Source organism: Streptomyces sp. NPDC093591 (assembly GCF_044764885.1).
GTDB lineage: Bacteria > Actinomycetota > Actinomycetes > Streptomycetales > Streptomycetaceae > Streptomyces.
Window position 1 is genome coordinate 102,265 of sequence record NZ_JBIWIY010000015.1, and the last position, 17,661, is coordinate 119,925.

Consider the following 17,661-nt stretch of genomic DNA (forward strand, 5'->3'; position numbering starts at 1 on the left):
CCGGCCCGGCAGTGATACCGATGGGTAACTGCTCGGATCGCCCCCTTACCTTTGGCCGGATCATGATGTGGGATGACTGGAACCACATCGGGCCGACCGGTGTATCAGCAAGAGGACCCGCATCCAACGGGCAACGGAACACAAGGGGGAACCGTGGCACGAGCGCGCGCCAAGCAGGGCGCACGACGCGTGGCCGAGGCCGTCGCATCCGGCACCGATCCGCGGACGGCCGCGCAGGAGGAACTGCAGCGGCAGATCGGCGGACGCGGCACACGGGCGGACGGCGGCGAGGGGTACGACGCGCAGGGCCAGGGCATAGACCCGGCCGACTTCCCGGCCGCCCGGGAACAGGGCGGCTCCACCGCCACCGTCATGCGGCAGAAGACCGTGCCGCTGGACGAGGCCGGGGAGGCGCTCGGCCGTAGCGAGCAGGTGCGCGAGGGCGCCGAGATGGTGCACGCCATCTGCCCGATGGTGATCCCCAAGGGCCGCTCGATCTTCTCCATGCTGCCGGTGCTGACGCTGTTCGTGCTGAGCGTGGTGGGCGCGGCCATCGTGGGGGCGTCCGGTGCCGACGTGCTGACCAACCCGCTGTTCGGCGTGCACTCCTGGCTCATCTCCCTGCTCGCCGTCGCCTTCGTGTGGTGGCGGCAGGGCATGGTCATGGTGCCGGACGGCTGCCAGGCGCTGATCACCCGGTTCGGCAAGCTGGAGAAGATCGTCGGACCCGGCCGGGTCGTGCTGCTGAGCCCGTGGAAGCGGGTGTCGTACATCGTCAACACCACGATCGAGTACCCGTTCAACGCCCCGGTGCGCGAGGCGCCGACGAAGGGTGGCGTGAAGGCGTCGATCGACCTGTTCATCCAGTTCCGGATCAGCGACCCCACCGAGTTCGTCTACACGCTGGGCGCGGTGCGCGGCTTCGAGGAGAAGCTGAGCAACGCGGTGAGCGAGACGATCCGCAGCCTCATCTACGAGCAGGAGGCCGCCGGTATCTACGACATGGTCGGCGAGGACACCGGCCGTCTGCTGGAGCAGCTCAACCAGCAGTTCCGCCCGGCCGTGGAGCTGACCAACGCCAACATCACCCACGCCGAACCCTCCGACCAGCGCTACCGCATGGACCTGGCGGCGCCCGAGATGGTGCGGGTGGCCAAGGAGGCGTACACGCACGAGTACGCGCTCCAGCTCCGCAAGGAGCAGGACGAGGGCGACCTCACCCGGGAACTCGCCTCCAGCCTGGAGACGCTCTCCGCGATCCAGGCCGACATCGCCCAGTACCAGGCACAGATGGACACCGCCGTCGAGCGCGAGACCAACCGCGCCGAGGCACTCGCCCGGCAGCGCTACGTCCAGGCCGAGTCGGAGGCGAAGGCGAACGCGGCCCTCCTGGAGGCGCAGGCCCTCGACATCCGCGCGGTGACCGCGGCCGAGGCGCCGGAGATCCTGGAGTACCGCTACCAGCAGCAGGTGCTGGACACGCTGGAGCAGGTCGCCGACCACCTGCCGCGGCTGGTGCGCATCGGCGGCACGGCGGACGCGGGCATCGACTTCCTGGAGCTGGCCCGCGAGTTGATCGGGGAACGCGGCACGGAACTGTTCACCGCGGAGGACACGGCCGCCGTACGGGCGCGTCTCGCAGAGGTGTCCGAGCGGATCGCCGCGCGCGAGGCGGAGATCGGCGCGCTGCTGGCCGCCGACCGGCCCACGGTGCCGCAGGCGCCCGACCAGCCCGACCAGCCCGAATCGAGCAACAGCTCCGACGTCTCCGAGGAGGCCGCCCAGTGAGCACCGTCCGTTCCAACCGCCGGTCGGTCATCTCCGAGAAGGTCGCCCCCTGGAGCGACATCGCGCGGCTGCTGCGCGGCGGCGAGGCCGACACCCTGATCCCGGTCATCATCCCCCGCCACCGGCGCCGCCTGTGGTGGATGCTGCCGCTGTGGCTCGGCGTCTACGCCCTGCTCATGGGCGTGATGCTGACGCTGGGGGAGGCGGACTCCGAGTCGGCCGCCGGGGACCTCGCCTACGGCACCCTCGCCACCCTCTCCTACATCGGCGGCGTCGTGCTGCTGCTGATCGGCGCGCTGTGGTGGTGGCGCTCCTCGATCGTCGAGATCGAGCAGGGCACCAACGGCGTGCTGACCCGCTACGGCGCCGTCGTCCGCACCCTGGACGCCGGCCGCCACTACCTGTGGCACCCGTGGTCGCGGGTGGACTTCGTCGTCGACGTGGCCACCGAGATCCCGTACTCCGCGCCGGTGATGGCCTGCCCGACGCAGGAGAACGTGCCGCTGCGCTCCATCGAGTTCTTCCTGAAGTTCCGCATCAACGACGCCGTACTGTTCGTCCGCACCATCGGCGCGGGCAACTTCGACCTGGTGCTCTCCAGCGCCGTACAGGACGCGATCCGGCAGCGGGCGCGCAAGATGCGCACCGAGCGCGCCTACGACCTGCGCGGCTCGGACGTGGCCGACATGCAGGAACTGCTCAACCGCCAGCTGTCCGGCTACGGCGTGCGCATCACCGGTTCCAACATCCCGGACGTCCAGCTGCCGACGCAGTACCAGCAGCACCTCGCCACCCGGGAGCGGGTCGCCAAGGAGCGCACCGCCTACGAGCAGGAGTGGGGCCTGATCCGCAAGCGCCGGATCGATCAGCTGGGCATGGACATCGAGCGTGCCAAGAAGGTGCGGGACGCCCGGATCGTCGAGGTCAGGGCCGCGCTGAACCGGGCCCGCGAAGAGGTCGCCCAGTTGCTCGAACAGCAGGAGACCAACGCCCAGCGCGTGCGGTTCGAGATCGAGACGCGGGGCCGCAGCGGCCTGATCGCCGCCGAGAACGAGGCCCGCGCCCAGCGTGCCCTCGCCACGGCCTACCGCGACAACCGCGCCGTCCTGCAGTACGAACTCGCCCGTCGCCGCCTGGAGGTGGGCGCGAGGCTCGCCGGGAAGGCCCCGCAGCCGGTGGTCGTACGGACCGACGGCACGAGCGCCGACACCTCGGCCCTGTCCACCCTGCTCACCGCGCAGCTGCTGCCCCGGCTGACGGCTCAGCCGCCGGTCGACGCGCGGCATTGGGCCCATCAGCTGGCGCGCTTCGAGGACGACGGGAGTGGTGAGGAGTAGGACAGCGTGGTCGCGGGCCGGGTGGGATCTCCCTTCCGGCCCGTAGGCTGACGGGCATGGGTGCCGTGAAGACCAAGCGGATGCCGCGGGCCGTCCGTGAGCAGCAGATGCTGGACGCCGCTGTGCGGACCTTCGGCCAGCGGGGGTACATGGCCGCGTCGATGGACGAGATCGCCGAACTCGCGGGCGTCTCCAAGCCGTTGGTGTACCTGTACCTCAACTCGAAGGAAGACCTCTTCACCGCCTGCATACGGCGGGAGGCGGCCGCGCTCACCGAGGCAGTCCGTGCCGGTGTCCGGCGTGACGCGCCCGCCGACCGCCAACTCTGGGAAGGCCTGGGCGCGTTCTTCACGCACACCGCGCAGAACCCGGACGGCTGGTCCGTCCTGCACCTGCAGGCCCGCACTCATGGCGAGCCCTTCGCGGCCGAGGTCGCCGCGATGCGCGCGGAGATCGTCGCGTTCGTCACGCAGCTGATCCTCGCGGCGGCCCGGGAGGCCCATCGCGACCCCGACCTCCCCGAGAGCGAGATCGCCGGTCTCGCCGAAGCCCTGGTCGGTGCCGCCGAGTCGCTCGCGGCCTGGGCCAACGCCACGCCGGGCGTGACGGCGAGACAGGCGGCGGCCACCTTGATGAACTTCGCGTGGGCGGGACTCGGCAACCTCATGGCGGGCCGGCCATGGACGTCGCCGGACGCCCCGCACGAGGCGAGCGGGTAGGCCCGCACGAGGTGAGCGGGTAGTGGGCCTTCACGACGTGAGCGGACAGACCTCGCCGGCCAGGTGGACGCGATCCCCACCGCCGCCGTCCCGCAGCTCGAACCGCCCGCCCTCCGCCGCGTACGTCACCGAACCCGGCAGCAGCACCGGTGCCTTGAACTCCGCCCGGACCAGCACCGCCTCCGGTGTGCCATGGGCGGCGAGGCAGCGGGCCACCGTCCACATGCCGTGCGCGATGGCCCGGGGGAAGCCGAACAGGCGGGCGGTGAACGGGTGGAGGTGGATGGGGTTCCGGTCGCCGGAGGCGGCACCGTAGCGGCGTCCGACGTCGGCGGCGAGCCGCCACTCGGCGACGGCGGGCAGGGGTTTGTGCTCGTCCTGTACGTCCTTCACCGAGGCTGCCGCCTGACGGCCGTCAGTGCGGTGCCGGGCCAGATAGGTGCTCCGGGACTCCCACACGACCTGCCCGCCCGACCGCACCGAAGTGACCACGCCCGCCTCCGTCCCCCGCCGGTGGGGCGCCAACCCGTCGACGTACACGGCGAGTTCGTACTCCCCGGTGGCCGTCAGCGCCGTGTGCCGGGTGATCTCGATCGACGTATGGACGAGTCCCAGCAGCGGCAGCGGAAAGTCCCGGCCGCTCATCAGCCGCATGGCCAGCGGGAAGCCCAGCACATGCGGATACGTCACCGGCAGTGAGTCGTCGCCGGTCGGGAAGCCGCACACCCGCTCGTACGCGGCGAGCCGCGTCAGATCGATGCGCACACCGGGCAGTTCGAGCCGGGTGCGCGGGTAGTCGGCGTCCGGGCGGGGCCGCTTGAAGGGGGACAGGAGGGCGCCCCGCGCGAGGAGGGGGCCGAGGGCCGGGGAGCTGGTCAGAGTGGTCTGCATCAGGCCCCCAGCAGGCTCTGGCCGCAGACCCGGACGACCTGCCCGTTGACCGAGCCTGACGCCGGATCGGCCAGCCAGGCGGTCGTCTCGGCGACATCGGCCGGCAGTCCTCCTTGCGCGAGGGAGTTCATACGCCGGCCCGCCTCACGGATGAACAGGGGGATCGCGGCGGTCATCTTCGTCTCGATGAAGCCGGGCGCCACCGCGTTGACCGTCACCCCGTGCTCGGCGAGCGCGCGCGGCGCGAGGGAGCGGACCAGGCCGACGATGCCCGCCTTGCTCGCCCCGTAGTTGGTCTGTCCGGCGTTCCCCGCCAGCCCGGCGATCGACGCCGTCGCCACGATCCGGCCGCCCCGCCTGAGCGTCCCGCTCGCCAGCAGCGCGTCCGTCGTGCGCAGCACGCTCGCGAGATTGACGTCCAGCACCGAACTCCAGCGCTCGGCGGGCATGTTGACCAGCCGGCGGTCGCGCGTGATGCCGGCGTTGTGGACCAGGACGTCCAGCCCGTCGGGCAGCGCGGCCGCGATGCGCTCGCCCGCGTCGGGGGCGGTGATGTCGAGCGCGAGGGCGGTGCCGCCGAGCCGTTCGGCCACCCGCCGGGCGTCCGGTTCGGCCTGCGGTACGTCGAGTACGACGACCCGGGCGCCGTCCCTGGCCAGCGTCTCGGCGACCGCCTCGCCGATGCCGCGCGCGCCGCCGGTGACCAGGGCGGTGCGGCCGGTGAGGGGACGGTCGGGGTCGGCGGGCGGCGCGCTCGCGTCGTAGGCACCGACCTCGATCACCTGGCCACTGACGTACGCCGACTTGGGGGAGAGGAGGAACCGCAGGGTCGACTCGGCGGCACGCGCGTCCGTCAGCCGTACGAGATTCACCGTCCGGCCCCGCCCGATCTCCTTGCCGAGCGAGCGTGTGAAGCCCTCCAGGGCCTGCTGGGCGGCCGCCTGGTGATGGTCGGCGGGGTCGAGGGGTGCCCCGAGCACCACGACCCGGCCGCTCTCGGCGACCGACCGTACGACGGGGTGCAGGGCCGCGTGCACCTCGGCGAGCGTGTCGACGTCCCGTACGCCGGACGCGTCGAGCAGGACGGCCGTCGGCTTCTCGACGGAGGTCGTCAGGCCGAGGCCCGCACCGGCGAGGTCGAGGTCCGACTTGCCCGCGGTGAGGAGGAGCCCGTCGGCCTCCAGCGCGGGCCGCTCAGGTGACCAGCGTTTCAGCGCGGCGGGCTGCGGCAACCCGAGGCGGCGGGTGAGGAAGCGGCCGGGTGCGGTGCCCGTGAAGCTCAGATAGCGGTCGGCCATGTCAGTCCACTCCCAGTGCGCTCCGTACTGACTCCGGAGTAAGGTTACCCGAGGTAAGGCGTGGTAGACGTGAGGAGTGGGTGGAGATGAGCCCCGTGAAACCACCGGCGGTCCGGCGCGTCGCGATCATCGGCGGCACCCGCATCCCGTTCGCCCGCTCCGACGGCCCGTACGCCACCGCCTCCAACCAGGACATGCTCACGGCCGTGGTCGACGGCCTGACCGAGCGGTACGGGCTCGGCGATCCGGGCGCGGTGGGCGAGGTGGTCGCCGGGGCCGTCCTCAAGCACAGCAGGGACTTCAACCTCGCCCGCGAGACCGTCCTCGGCTCGAAGCTGGATGCGCGCACCCCCGCGTACGACATCCAGCAGGCCTGCGGCACCGGCCTGCAGGCCGTCATCGCCGCCGCCAACAAGATCGCGCTCGGCCAGACCGAGTCGGCGATCGCGGGCGGCGCGGACACGGCCAGCGACGCGCCCCTCGGCGTCAACGACGCGCTGCGCCGCATCCTGCTGGCGGCCCGGCGGGCCAAGTCCCCGGGCGGGCGGCTCAAGGCGCTGGCCGGCGTTCGGCCGTCCCACCTGATCCCCGACATCCCGCGCAACGCCGAGCCCCGCACACATCTCTCCATGGGCGAGCACGCCGCCGTCACCGCCCGCGCCCGGGGCATCTCCCGCGAGGCCCAGGACGAGCTGGCGGCGGCGAGTCACCAGCGGCTGGCGGCGGCGTACGAACGCGGCTTCTTCCAGGACCTGGTCGTGCCGTTCCGGGGGCTGGACCGGGACCAGAACCTGCGGCCCGGTTCGACACCGGAGAAACTCGCCGCGCTGAAACCGGTGTTCGGCCTCGACCGGCCCGGTCCGACCATGACGGCGGGCAATTCGACGCCGCTCACGGACGGGGCTGCGGTGGTGCTGCTGGCGAGCGAGGAGTGGGCGCGGGCGCGGGGGCTGGAGCCCCTGGCGTATCTCACCGCGTACGAGACGGCGGCCGTGGACTTCGTGCGGGGCGATGTCGCGGGCGGCGAGGACGGGCTGCTGATGGCCCCGGCGTACGCGGTCCCCCGCATGCTGGAGCGGGCCGAACTCACCCTCGCCGACTTCGACTTCGTGGAGATCCACGAGGCCTTCGCCTCCCAGGTGCTGGCCGCGCTGGCGGCGTGGGAGAAGCGCGGGCTCGCCCCCGTGGACCGTGCCCGGCTGAACGTGGCGGGTTCGTCCCTGGCCACCGGTCACCCCTTCGCCGCGACCGGTGCGCGGATCGTGGCGACGCTGGCCAAGTTGCTTGCGGAGAAGGGCGGTTCGGGTCGCGGGCTGATCTCGGTCTGCGCGGCGGGAGGGCAGGGTGTGACGGCTGTCCTGGAGCGAAGGTAAGGGAAAGGTGAGACGAAGCTGAGAGGCCCTCACATAACCCCCGACGTTGCACATTCCCGGCCCGGGACCACCCCCGAACCCGCACAACCCCCACACGCGGGCCCCGTACGATCGCCTGCCTAACCAGCGGTAACCCTTTCCGCAGGCCTCGGCAGGTGAACGCCACGGTGCGCGAGGCACGTACGTCATGCAGCCAGCAGTTTCGTCGCTGCACGCCCGCCGCAGGAGCCGCCCGTGTCCACCCCGCTTCCCTCCTTCGCCCCCTCGGCCGCTTTCGACGACGCTCCCGGACCCACCCTGGTGCAGCCCGAGACGCGGCGGCTGGACGGCGTCGTGCGGGAGGCGTACGTACCGCCGTTCGCGCCGCCGGTGACCCACGGGTCGCTGGCGGACCTGCCCTTCGACAACGCGGCCGCGGTCCCCGACGCGGTGGTCCTCAGCCGCAAGGACGGGAACGGGCAGTGGGCGGACGTGACGGCGGCCGAGTTCGCCGAGCAGGTGGAGGCGGTGGCCAGGGGGCTCGTCGCCGAGGGCCTGATGCCCGGGGACCGGATCGCCGTCATGGCGCGGACGCGGTACGAGTGGACGCTCCTCGACTTCGGAGCGTGGGCGGCCGGCCTGGTGACGGTTCCCGTCTACCCCACGTCCTCCGTCTTCCAGACCCGCTGGATCCTCCAGGACTCGGGTGCGGTGGCCCTGATCACCGAGACCGCCGCCCAGGCGGCCGCCCTCGGCCCCGAACTGGACCGCGTGCCCGATCTGCGCCACATGTGGGTGATGGAGAAGGGGCACGTGGAGCGGCTGGCGGAGCTGGGCCGGCAGCAGCCGGACGGCGAAGTGGGCGTGCGGCGCGGAATGCTGGTGCCGGACACGCTGGCGACGCTCGTCTACACCTCGGGCACGACGGGCCGGCCCAAGGGCTGCGCGCTGACCCACGGCAACTTCTTCGCCGAGGTGGACAACGCGATCGAACTCCTCTACCCGATCTTCAAGACGAGGACGAGCGAGGAGGCGTCGGTGTTGCTGTTCCTGCCGATGTCGCACGTCTTCGGACGCATGGTGGCGGTGGCCTGCGTCCGGGCCAGGGTCCGCCTGGGCCACGCCCCGAGCCTCAAGGCGGAGGACCTGCTGCCGGACCTGGCGGCCTTCCGCCCGACCTGTCTGCTGACGATCCCCTACATGCTGGAGAAGGTCTTCAACAGCGCCCGCGCCAAGGCCGAGACGGGCGGCCGCGCCTCGTCCTTCGATCGCGCGGCGTCGGTGGCCGAGCGCTACGGGGAGGCGATGGAGGCCCGGCACGCGGGCACGGGCGGCGGCCCGAGCGCGACGCTCAAAACGGCCCGCGCCTTCTACGACCCCCTCGTGTACCGCCGTATCCGCAACGCCATGGGCGGCCGCGTGAAGTACGCGATCTGCGGCGGCTCACCGCTCGGCCGCCGTCTGGCCGCCTTCTACGCCGGTGCGGGCATCGAGATCTACGAGGGCTACGGACTGACGGAGACCACGGGCGCCTCGACGGTGACGCCGCCCCTCAAGCCCCGCCTGGGCACGGTGGGCTGGCCCCTGCCCGGCACCCGGATCCGTATCGCCGCCGACGGCGAGATACTCATCTCCGGCGACCAGGTGCTGCGCGGCTACTGGGACCCGGCGGCGGGCGGCGTGGTCCCGGCCGCGGCGGACGGCTGGCTGGCCACGGGGGACATCGGCGCCCTGGACGACGAGGGCTATCTCACGATCACCGGCCGCAAGAAGGAACTGCTGATCACGGCCGGCGGCAAGAGCGTGGCCCCCGCGCCCCTGGAGAACTGGCTGCGCTCGCACCCCCTCATCTCCCAGTGCATCGTCCTGGGCGACCGCCGCCCTTACGTCTCCGCCCTGATCACCCTGGACATGGACGGCGTCACCCACTGGCGCCGGATGAACGGCAAGCACCCGGTCCCCGCCGAACTCCTCGTCGGCGACGACGAGTTGCGGGCGATCCTGCAGCGCGCCGTGGACGAGGCCAACAAACTGGTCTCCCGCCCGGAGTCCATCCGCCGCTTCGCGATCCTGCCGACCGACTTCACGGAGATGGACGGCCATCTGACACCGTCGATGAAGCTGCGGCGGGAGGCGGTCCTGCGCGACTTCGCGGCGGAGGTGGAGGGGTTGTACGCCACCTAGTCGGGCGTACTCCGCACTCCTCAACCCGCATGTGAGGCAGGTCACTTCACCGGTTGGAACTCGACGGCTCGTGTGAGCGAACAGTGGGAGACCACGACACGGCTTTCGAGGGATACGACATGAACCACAGAGGTGAGAGGTGACCGTCCTGCCGGGCACGGGCGCCGCCTTCGCCAGGGCAGGGGGCACGATCGACGGCTCCGACGGCTCGGTCATCGAACGGTCCTGGGAGACGCCCGACACGTTCGCCGTGATCTTCGACCGCTACGCCGACGACATCCACCGCTACATCGCACGACGTCTGGGCTCCGACACAGCCGACGACCTGATGGCGGAGACGTTCGTGATCGCCTTTCAGCGGCGTCGCCGCTACGACCTGTCGCACGCGCACGCCCGGCCCTGGCTGTACGGCATCGCCACCAACCTGATCGGCCGGCACCGCAGAGAGGAGGCCCGCCGGCTGCGGGCACTGTCCCGCGTGGCGGCGCTGCCTCCGGGCCGGCAGGACAGCGGCCCCGAGCAGACGGTCACCGAGAAGCTCGGCGCCGGGGGGAGCCACGGGGCGTTGGCCGGCGCGCTCGCCGAACTGCCCGCCCGGTACCGGGACGTGCTGTTCGTCATCGCCTGGGGAGACCTCGACTACGAGGAGGCGGCGCAGGCCCTGGGCGTACCCGTCGGCACGGTGCGCTCCCGTCTGCACAGAGCCCGCACCAGGCTGCGGCGGGCCCTGGGCGGACCGGACCGCACCCCCTCGACCGCACCTCAGAAGGAGACCGACCATGGATGAACTGACGAGGGTGCGTGCATGGGAAGCCGCCCCGGACGGGCTTTCCGACCAGGCCCGCGCCGCCGCCCGAGCCCGCCTGCGGACCGCCATCGACGAGGAGTCCCGCGGCATCGCGTTCCGGGGCCGTGCGCTGAGCCGACGCCTCATGTTCCGTGCCTCGCTCGCCGGGCTGAGCGCGGCGGCCGTGGGCGTCACCGTCGTCGTGGCACGCGGCGACGAGGACGACAGCACGCCTCGTCTGCGCACGGTCAGCGCGACGGAGGTGCTGCGCAGGGCCGCCGAGCGGACCCGCGCCCAGGGCGGCGATCTGCCCGTGCCGCGCGATGACCAGTACTTCTACACCAAGACCTACATCACGCGGACGCCGCTGAAGGGCGGCAGGACCAGAACGTGGACCGACGAGAGCTGGATGTCGGTGGACGGCTCCAAGCCCTCCCTGCGGGAGGAGTACGGAAAGGTCCACCACGATCCTCCGCTCGGCGAGCACGAGGTGCGGTGGCCTCCCACCGTCTACTCCAAGCTCCAGAAGCTGCCGACGGACCCCGACAGGCTCCTGGACCAGTTCAGGTTCGGCCAGAAGGTGTCACCCGAGGCCGACAGGCATGCGTTCATGGAGGGCTGCATGCTGATGATGGGCCCCCGTGTGATGCCCCCCGGCCTGCAGGCCGCCGCCTTCGAGGCGCTGTCGAAGCTGCCCCGGATCCGCCTGGACTACGACGACGTGGACGTCGACGGCCGCAGCGCGGTCGGTGTCTCGTACCCCGAGCTGGACTGGACCTTCCTCTTCGACCGCCGGACGTACGACTACTTGGGTCTGCGCACCAAGGGGAGCGTTCCGAAGAAGGTGGGCAAGGACGACTGGGTGCAGAGCGGCTGGTACTGGGAGACCAGGACCCTGCAGGACATCCAGGTGGTCGACCGCATCGGACAGCACGGCTGAGCCCGCTCGCCGTGCGGCCCGCCTGCGGGCTCCGGCTCAGCCCGAGTGGTTCGCGGTCTTCAGCGCCCGCTCCAGCAGCCGGTCGGCCAGGTCCGTGAAGGCGCCGCTCAGGGACTTGTCCGTCGTGCGCTGGGCGTAGGACTGGAAGACCAGGGCGGCTGTGGCCTGGATGGCGGGGGAGACGCGCTGCGGGTCGGCGAGGATCTGCTGCCGCAGCCGCACGGGCATGGGCCACTTCTTCGGCCAGGGCACCTTCGGCGGCTCGGGGCAGATGTCGTCCCCGACCTCCCGCAGGACCTCGGCGGGCTTGCGCCCCGCCAGACTGGCGGCGATGGTCGCCTCCGCCACCGAGGCCGACATGTCCCGCACGGCGTGCAGCAGGCCGTTACGGGGCGGCAGCGGCTGCGGATTGAGGCGCACCTCGTCACCGGCCCCCGAACGCAGGCCGATGCCGAGGCCGATGCCCTCGTCGTGGATGGGGTGGGGCGGGACGTCCCCGTCGATGAGTTCCCACAGCCGGGGGTCGAAATGGGCCAGCATCTCCATGACCTCGACGGTCAGCGCCGCACGGGAGGCGGTTGCCATGGTGGCTCCCTTCTCTGGGTCCCGGCTCTCCGGGACTCGGTGACAGCGCGAGACCGTACGGCGTGCTGGTACGGCCGTTCGGGCATTCACCCTTACGAGGGCGCGGTGAGCCGGCCCGGGAGGAGCCGGCATTGGCGGTGGTGAACGGTAAACGGTTGCCGTCTCGTTACGACAACTGCTTGACGTGACATGGCATCTCCGCGTTGGCTACCGCCACCCGGGTAGAAACGCCGCTCATCGGCTCGGAAGGCACCAGTAGTGAACGCTCGTACCCCCCACACCGCGCCCGTACGCCGTATAGGCACCGTCATCGCCGCGTCCCTCTCGGCCCTTTCGCTCACCGCCTGCGGTGTCATCGACGGTCTCGGGGGCGGTGACAGCTCCGCGTCTCCCGAGAAGGGCGACGACATCACGGTGGGTCTCCTCCTGCCGGACAAGGAGACGGCCCGCTTCGAGAAGTTCGACTACCCCCTCATCAAGAAGGAGGTCGGCGTCCTCACCGACGGCAAGGGCAAGGTCGCCTACGCCAACGCCGAGGCGAGCCCGGACAAGCAGAGCGAGCAGTTCCAGCAGATGATCGACGACCGGGTGGACGTGATCCTGGTGGACGCGCTGGACGCGAAGGCCATCGCGTCGGACGTGCAGAAGGCCAAGGACGCGGGCATTCCCGTCATCGCCTACGACCGGCTCGCCGAGGGACCGATCGACGCGTACGTCTCGCACGACAACGAGCTCGTCGGCGAGGTGCAGGGCCGCTCGCTGATCCAGGAACTCGGCTCGAAGGCCGCCGCCGACAAGGTCGTCATGATGAACGGCGACCCCGAGGACCCGAACACGGCGCGGTTCAAGCAGGGAGCCCTCGACGAGCTCGAGGGCGAGGTGAACATCGTCAAGCAGTACGACACCGACAAGTGGTCGCCGGAGGTCGCCAAGGCGAACATGGAGAAGGCGATCAAGGCCGTCGGGCTGGCCGACATCGCCGCCGTCTACGCGGCGAGCGACGGCCTGGCGGGCCCCGTCATCGAAGCGCTGAAGGAGGCGGGCGCCACCAAGATCCCGCCGGTGACCGGGCAGGACGCGAATCTGGACGCGGTGCAGCGGATCGTCGCGGGCGAGCAGTTCATGACCGTGTACAAGCCGTTCGCGGAGGAGGCGACCAACGCCGCGCAGATGGCCGTGTTCAAGGTCCAGGGCAAGGACATCGAGTTCGACGCGCTGACCCAGGACTCGGTCGACAGCCCGACACAGGAGAACATCCCGGCCCAGCTGGTGCCGGTGGTCGCCGTCACGAAGGACAACATCAAGGACACGGTGGTCCGGGACGGCGTCTACACCGTCAAGCAGATCTGCACCACTGAGTACGCGGCGGACTGCGCGGCGATCGGCCTGAACTAGGGCCTGTCCGGCGGATCATGCCGGCGTCGCGGGGCCTGGCACGCCCATCTGCGGCGTTGTCGTCGGTTGCCGACGCTCCGCGTCGGCGCCCTCCTCCGCCTTGCAGCTGGACGCACCAGGCCCCGCTCACCTGCGCTGATGAGGTGCCCTTCCTTGAAGCCGGCCTGATCCGCCGGACAGGCCCTAGCCGTTGCCCCGGCGGTAGCCCTCCACCAGGTCCGCGAACGCCCGGGCCGGCGGGCTGAGCGCGTCCCAGCGGCGTACGGCCCAGCCGACGGGCAGGGGCCGCAGGGCGGGCAGGGGGATGAGACGCAGAGCGCGGCTGTCGTCACCGTGGCTGTCGCCGGGCACGGGCAGTCCGGGCAGTGCGGGCACCACCGCCCGCCCGACCCCCAGCTCGGCCAGCAGCAGTGCCGTGTCCCAGTCGGCGACACTCGTGTCATGCGCGAGCCGGACGCCCAACTCCGCGCAGGCGGCCTCCAGATGAGCTGCCGAGGCGGAGTTCGGCGGCAGCCGGATCAGCCGTACGTCCCGAAGGTCGGCGCCGACATCGACGTGACGCCGCTCGGCGAGCGGATCGCCGGCCCGTACCGCCAGCACCCACGGCAGCTCCACCACCGGCCGCTGCTCGATGCCGCGCACCGGCGGTCCCAGGGTGATCCAGGCCAGGTCGAGCGTGCCGTCGGCCAGCGCGTCGAAGCTGCCGCGCCCCGAACTCACCGTACGGAACTCCAGGTTGACCTTGGGGTGCAGCCGCCGGTACGCGACGACCGCCTCCGACATGAAGTGCCGTACGGTCGTCGCCCCCGTCGCCACCCGCACGTACCCGCTCTCCCCGTCGACGAGGTCCCGCAGCTGCCGTACCGCCAGATCCAGCCCGGAGATGCCCTCGGCGGCGGCCGCCTCCAGCACCCGCCCCGCCTGCGTCGGCACGACCCCCCGGGGCTGCCGCTCCAGCAGCGCGACCCCGGTCTCCCGCTCCAGCCGCTTGACGTGCTGACTCACCGCGGACTGGGTGCATCCCAGCTCCCGGGCCACCGAACTGAGGCTCCCGGCCCGGCACACGGCCACGAACACGCGCAGATCATCGAGGGTCATGACCCCCAAGTTAATGCTTGGGTACAGCGACAAATCCCAAGGATTGACTGGACTTTGCCCGATGTACGACGATCCTGAACGGGCCCGGGCGGCAACCCGCTCCACACCCTCGCCGGAGTCCGGACCGGTGCGGGGGAGGGAGCGGGTGCCGACCCAAGACGACCGCAAGCGCCGAAAGGACAGCACGTGTCGACTCCCGCCGATCGAGCCGAGTCCTTGCTGGAGGATCTCGGCGCCGCGACCATCCCGCACCCCGGAGGCACCCTCCTCGCGCACCTGAACCGAGTGCACACCCGCCTCGCCACCTGGAACGCCCGGCCGGCCCTCCGGCTCGCCGGTCTGTGCCACGCGTTCTACGGCACCGACGGGTTCCCGAAGGCCCTGCTGAGCCTCGACCGCCGGGGCGAGCTGGTGGAAGTGATCGGTGCGGAGGCGGAGTCGATCGTGTACTTCTACGGCGCCTGCGACCGCGAGTCCACGTATCCGGCCCTCACGGACCGGCGCTCCGGCCTCCGTGATCGCTTCACCGGCCGCTCCCGTCGAGCGGACGTGCGTCTGCGCCGCGACTTCGCCGAGCTCACCGCCGCCAACGAGCTCGACCTCGCCGACCATGATCCGAGGTTCCGGGAACAGTACGGCGCTGACCTGTTCGCCTTGTTCAGCCGCTTCCGACCGTTGTTGAGCCGGTCGGCCTGGCAGGACTGCCTGACCCTTGACTTCACGGGACGGTCGCGCCACATTCGCATTTCTGACACAACGTCAGAGCTGGTCGATGGGCTGGGTCCAGGCGGGAGCGGCAATCATGACCACTGACGCGCACCCCTCACGAAGACGCGTGCTCTCCGTGGGCACCGCCGCGGCGGCCTTCGGCGTCGTGGGTGCGTCCCAACCGAGCGTCCACGCCGCCGACTTACCCCTCCTCGGCACCTACGACGTCGTCGTCATCGGCTCCGGAGCCGCCGGCATGACCGCCGCCCTGACCGCCGCCAAGCAGGGCCTGAGCTGTGTGGTGCTGGAAAAGGCGCCCACCTTCGGCGGGTCCGCCGCCCGGTCCGGGGCCGGGATCTGGATTCCCAACAACGCGGTGATCCTGGCGGCCGGCGTCCCGGACACCCCCGCGAAGGCCGCGGCCTACCTCGCCGCCGTGGTCGGCGCGGACGTCCCCGTCGAGCGGCAGCGGGCCTTCCTCGCCCACGGTCCGGCGATGCTCTCCTTCGTCATGGCCGGCAGTCCGCTCCGGTTCCGCTGGATGGAGGGGTACAGCGACTACTACCCCGAGCTGCCGGGCGGCCTCCCCAACGGCCGCTCCGTCGAGCCCGACCAGCTCGACGGCAACCTGCTCGGCGCCGAACTCGCCCGGCTGAACCCGCCGTACATGGACGTGCCCGCCGGCATGGTCGTCTTCAGCGCCGACTACAAGTGGCTGGCCCTGGCCGCGGTGAACGCCAAGGGGGCGGCCGTGGCGGCGGAGTGTCTCGCGCGCGGTACGGCTGCCGCCCTGCGCGGGGAGAAGCCGCTGACCATGGGGCAGTCGCTGGCGGCAGGCCTGCGCCTCGGGCTGCGGTCGGCCGGAGTGCCGGTGTGGCTCGGCACACCGCTCACCGACCTGTACGTCGAGAGCGGCGCCGTGGCCGGAGCGGTCGTCACCCGGGACGGCGCCCCCGCCCTGGTCCGCGCCCGCCGGGGTGTGATCGTCGGCTCGGGCGGCTTCGAGCACAACGCGGCGATGCGCGAGCGCTACCAGCGCGCGCCCATCGGCACGGACTGGACGGTGGGCGCGAAGGAGAACACCGGCGACGGCATCCAGGCGGGCGCACGGCTCGGCGCCGCCCTCGGCCTCATGGATGACGCCTGGTGGGGCCCGGCGATCCCGCTCCCCGGCCAGCCGTACTTCTGCCTCGCCGAACGCACCCTTCCCGGCGGCCTGTTGATCAATGCGGCCGGTGCCCGGTTCGTCAACGAGGCCGCTCCTTACAGCGATGTCGTCCACACCATGTACGACGTCCACGACACGAGCCCCGCCATCCCGTCCTGGCTGATCGTCGACCAGAACTACCGCAACCGGTACCTCTTCAAGGACGTCCTGCCGGCCCTGCCCCTCCCCGCCGCTTGGTACGACTCGGGTGCCGCGCACAAGGCCTGGACCCTGGACGCGCTCGCCACCTCGATCGGCGTCCCGGCGACGGCCCTGCGGACGACGGTGGACCGCTTCAACTCCCAGGCGCTGCGCGGCGAGGACCCCGACTTCCACCGGGGTGACAGCGCCTACGACCACTACTACACGGACCCGTCGGTCCTCCCCGACTCCTGCCTGGCGCCGCTCTGGCTGCCGCCCTACTACGCCTTCCGGATCGTCCCGGGCGACCTGGGCACGAAGGGCGGCCTCCTCACGGACGCCCGCGCCCGCGTCCTGCGCGAGGACGGCTCGGTGATCCGGGGCCTGTACGCCGCCGGCAACGCGAGCGCGGCGGTCATGGGCCACAGTTACGCGGGCGCGGGCTCGACGATCGGTCCGGCGATGACGTTCGGGTACATCGCGGCGAGGGACATCGCCGGGAACCTCTAGGCGGGGGTCGGACGGCGGTCAGGCGCGGGGCACGCGGGCTTGCGGGCGATCAGGAACGCCTGCGGGGAGACCTCGTCGAGCGCCGGGTCCGGTTCGCGCACCGTCCGGGACACGAGGGCGAAGCCGGCCGCCGTCAGCAGGTCGGCGATGTGTTCCGGGCGGCGGCGCCGGAAGGTGAGCGAGACCGGATGGCCGAAGGGCCGGTCGTGGTGCCGGTGTTCGTCGCCGGCCTGGAAGGCGACCAGCAGGGGCGCGCCGGGGGCCAGCACGCGGTGGAACTCGGCGAAGAGGGCCGGGAGCTGGTCCAGGGGAGTGTGGATGGACGAGTAGAAGGACAGCGCACCGGCCAGTGCGCCGTCCGGGATGTCCAGCTCCAGCATCGAACCCTGCTCGAAGCGCAGCCCCGGGTTCTCGCGCCGGGCGATCGCGAGCATCGACTCCGACAGGTCGAGCCCGAACACGTTCAGACCCAGGGAAGCGAGGCGGGCGGTCGTCCGACCGGGACCGCACCCCAGGTCGGCCACCGGGCCGTCCCCCTCGACGAGTTCGGCGAAGACGGCCAGCACGGCCCGTTCCAGGGGCCTGTTCACGAGCTCGTCGCGGAAGAGCTCCGCGTAGTCCTCGGCGATGGCGTCGTAGAAGGTGCGGGTGGTGGTCAGGAAGTCGGAGTCGGTCATGGCCGGGGACCCTATCGAAGGCGGCCGTCCACTCGGCCCCGTCC

15 protein-coding genes are annotated in these 17,661 nt (G+C 71.6%); 10 read left to right on the plus strand and 5 right to left on the minus strand.

Going from position 1 to position 17,661, the window contains the following annotated elements; translation table 11 throughout:
- The first annotated feature begins 153 nt into the window (after positions 1-153).
- The 3 genes from ACIREI_RS29480 to ACIREI_RS29490 are packed head-to-tail and all read left to right on the plus strand — an operon-like array spanning position 154 to position 3,844.
- Positions 154-1,788: an SPFH domain-containing protein gene (locus tag ACIREI_RS29480; protein WP_403339030.1), complete on the plus strand. Its 1,635-nt coding sequence runs from the start codon at positions 154-156 to the stop codon at positions 1,786-1,788.
- Entirely contained in the window at positions 1,785-3,125 is a 1,341-nt protein-coding gene (locus tag ACIREI_RS29485; RefSeq protein ID WP_403339033.1) for an SPFH domain-containing protein, read from the plus strand. Before ACIREI_RS29480 ends, ACIREI_RS29485 begins: the two co-directional genes overlap by 4 nt.
- A 56-nt stretch (positions 3,126-3,181) precedes the next feature.
- Positions 3,182-3,844, plus strand: coding sequence for a TetR/AcrR family transcriptional regulator (locus ACIREI_RS29490; RefSeq protein WP_403339036.1), 663 nt, complete (start codon positions 3,182-3,184; stop codon positions 3,842-3,844).
- A gap of 30 nt (positions 3,845-3,874) precedes the next feature.
- Here ACIREI_RS29490 and ACIREI_RS29495 read toward each other — a convergent pair whose 3' ends face one another.
- Positions 3,875-4,735: a MaoC family dehydratase gene (locus ACIREI_RS29495; RefSeq protein ID WP_403339039.1), complete on the minus strand. Its 861-nt coding sequence runs from the start codon at positions 4,733-4,735 to the stop codon at positions 3,875-3,877.
- A complete protein-coding gene (locus tag ACIREI_RS29500; RefSeq protein WP_403339041.1) occupies positions 4,735-6,033 on the minus strand; it encodes a 3-oxoacyl-ACP reductase in 1,299 nt (432 codons plus the stop codon). The genes ACIREI_RS29495 and ACIREI_RS29500 overlap by 1 nt, the downstream gene beginning before the upstream one ends.
- An 86-nt stretch (positions 6,034-6,119) precedes the next feature.
- Here ACIREI_RS29500 and ACIREI_RS29505 point away from each other — a divergent pair, with 86 nt between their 5' ends.
- The 4 genes from ACIREI_RS29505 (at position 6,120) to ACIREI_RS29520 (ending at position 11,296) form a co-directional block, all read left to right on the plus strand.
- The gene (locus tag ACIREI_RS29505) at positions 6,120-7,406 is read left to right on the plus strand and encodes an acetyl-CoA C-acetyltransferase (RefSeq protein ID WP_403339044.1); all 1,287 of its coding nucleotides are present in this window, start codon (positions 6,120-6,122) and stop codon (positions 7,404-7,406) included.
- A gap of 234 nt (positions 7,407-7,640) precedes the next feature.
- Entirely contained in the window at positions 7,641-9,569 is a 1,929-nt protein-coding gene (locus ACIREI_RS29510; RefSeq protein WP_403339046.1) for an AMP-dependent synthetase/ligase, read from the plus strand.
- A 139-nt stretch (positions 9,570-9,708) separates the two neighbouring features.
- Complete coding sequence (locus ACIREI_RS29515; protein WP_403339049.1) at positions 9,709-10,356, plus strand: RNA polymerase sigma factor; 648 nt, start codon at positions 9,709-9,711, stop codon at positions 10,354-10,356.
- Positions 10,349-11,296: a CU044_5270 family protein gene (locus ACIREI_RS29520; RefSeq protein WP_403339052.1), complete on the plus strand. Its 948-nt coding sequence runs from the start codon at positions 10,349-10,351 to the stop codon at positions 11,294-11,296. Before ACIREI_RS29515 ends, ACIREI_RS29520 begins: the two co-directional genes overlap by 8 nt.
- Before the next feature lie 36 nt (positions 11,297-11,332).
- Here ACIREI_RS29520 and ACIREI_RS29525 read toward each other — a convergent pair whose 3' ends face one another.
- Entirely contained in the window at positions 11,333-11,881 is a 549-nt protein-coding gene (locus tag ACIREI_RS29525; protein ID WP_403339054.1) for a hypothetical protein, read from the minus strand.
- Between the two features lie 258 nt (positions 11,882-12,139).
- Between ACIREI_RS29525 and ACIREI_RS29530 the strand changes: the two genes are divergently transcribed.
- The gene (locus ACIREI_RS29530; RefSeq protein ID WP_403339057.1) at positions 12,140-13,276 is read left to right on the plus strand and encodes a sugar ABC transporter substrate-binding protein; all 1,137 of its coding nucleotides are present in this window, start codon (positions 12,140-12,142) and stop codon (positions 13,274-13,276) included.
- Positions 13,277-13,459: 183 nt separating this feature from the next.
- On the opposite strand, the gene ACIREI_RS29535 is transcribed toward ACIREI_RS29530, so the two are convergent.
- Entirely contained in the window at positions 13,460-14,374 is a 915-nt protein-coding gene (locus ACIREI_RS29535) for a LysR family transcriptional regulator (protein ID WP_403339059.1), read from the minus strand.
- 186 nt (positions 14,375-14,560) lie between these two features.
- On the opposite strand from ACIREI_RS29535, the gene ACIREI_RS29540 reads away from it, so the two are divergent.
- Positions 14,561-15,187: a DUF6817 domain-containing protein gene (locus tag ACIREI_RS29540; RefSeq protein WP_403339062.1), complete on the plus strand. Its 627-nt coding sequence runs from the start codon at positions 14,561-14,563 to the stop codon at positions 15,185-15,187.
- On the plus strand, positions 15,177-16,940 hold the full coding sequence (kstD, locus tag ACIREI_RS29545) for a 3-oxosteroid 1-dehydrogenase (RefSeq protein WP_403339064.1): 1,764 nt from the start codon (positions 15,177-15,179) through the stop codon (positions 16,938-16,940). The genes ACIREI_RS29540 and kstD overlap by 11 nt, the downstream gene beginning before the upstream one ends.
- On the opposite strand, the gene ACIREI_RS29550 is transcribed toward kstD, so the two are convergent.
- Positions 16,937-17,617, minus strand: coding sequence for a class I SAM-dependent DNA methyltransferase (locus ACIREI_RS29550; protein ID WP_403339067.1), 681 nt, complete (start codon positions 17,615-17,617; stop codon positions 16,937-16,939). The two genes, kstD and ACIREI_RS29550, sit on opposite strands and share 4 nt — an antisense overlap.
- Positions 17,618-17,661 lie beyond the last annotated feature (44 nt).

What these genes read in the sequence shown, in the direction of transcription:
- ACIREI_RS29535 (WP_403339059.1), bottom strand. Translation starts at nt 14,374, where the DNA reads ATGACCCTCGATGATCTGCGCGTGTTCGTGGCCGTGTGCCGGGCCGGG.
- ACIREI_RS29490 (WP_403339036.1), top strand. Translation starts at nt 3,182, where the DNA reads ATGGGTGCCGTGAAGACCAAGCGGATGCCGCGGGCCGTCCGTGAGCAG.
- ACIREI_RS29525 (WP_403339054.1), bottom strand. Translation starts at nt 11,881, where the DNA reads ATGGCAACCGCCTCCCGTGCGGCGCTGACCGTCGAGGTCATGGAGATG.
- ACIREI_RS29505 (WP_403339044.1), top strand. Translation starts at nt 6,120, where the DNA reads ATGAGCCCCGTGAAACCACCGGCGGTCCGGCGCGTCGCGATCATCGGC.
- ACIREI_RS29500 (WP_403339041.1), bottom strand. Translation starts at nt 6,033, where the DNA reads ATGGCCGACCGCTATCTGAGCTTCACGGGCACCGCACCCGGCCGCTTC.
- ACIREI_RS29520 (WP_403339052.1), top strand. Translation starts at nt 10,349, where the DNA reads ATGGATGAACTGACGAGGGTGCGTGCATGGGAAGCCGCCCCGGACGGG.
- ACIREI_RS29495 (WP_403339039.1), bottom strand. Translation starts at nt 4,735, where the DNA reads ATGCAGACCACTCTGACCAGCTCCCCGGCCCTCGGCCCCCTCCTCGCG.
- kstD (WP_403339064.1), top strand. Translation starts at nt 15,177, where the DNA reads ATGACCACTGACGCGCACCCCTCACGAAGACGCGTGCTCTCCGTGGGC.
- ACIREI_RS29550 (WP_403339067.1), bottom strand. Translation starts at nt 17,617, where the DNA reads ATGACCGACTCCGACTTCCTGACCACCACCCGCACCTTCTACGACGCC.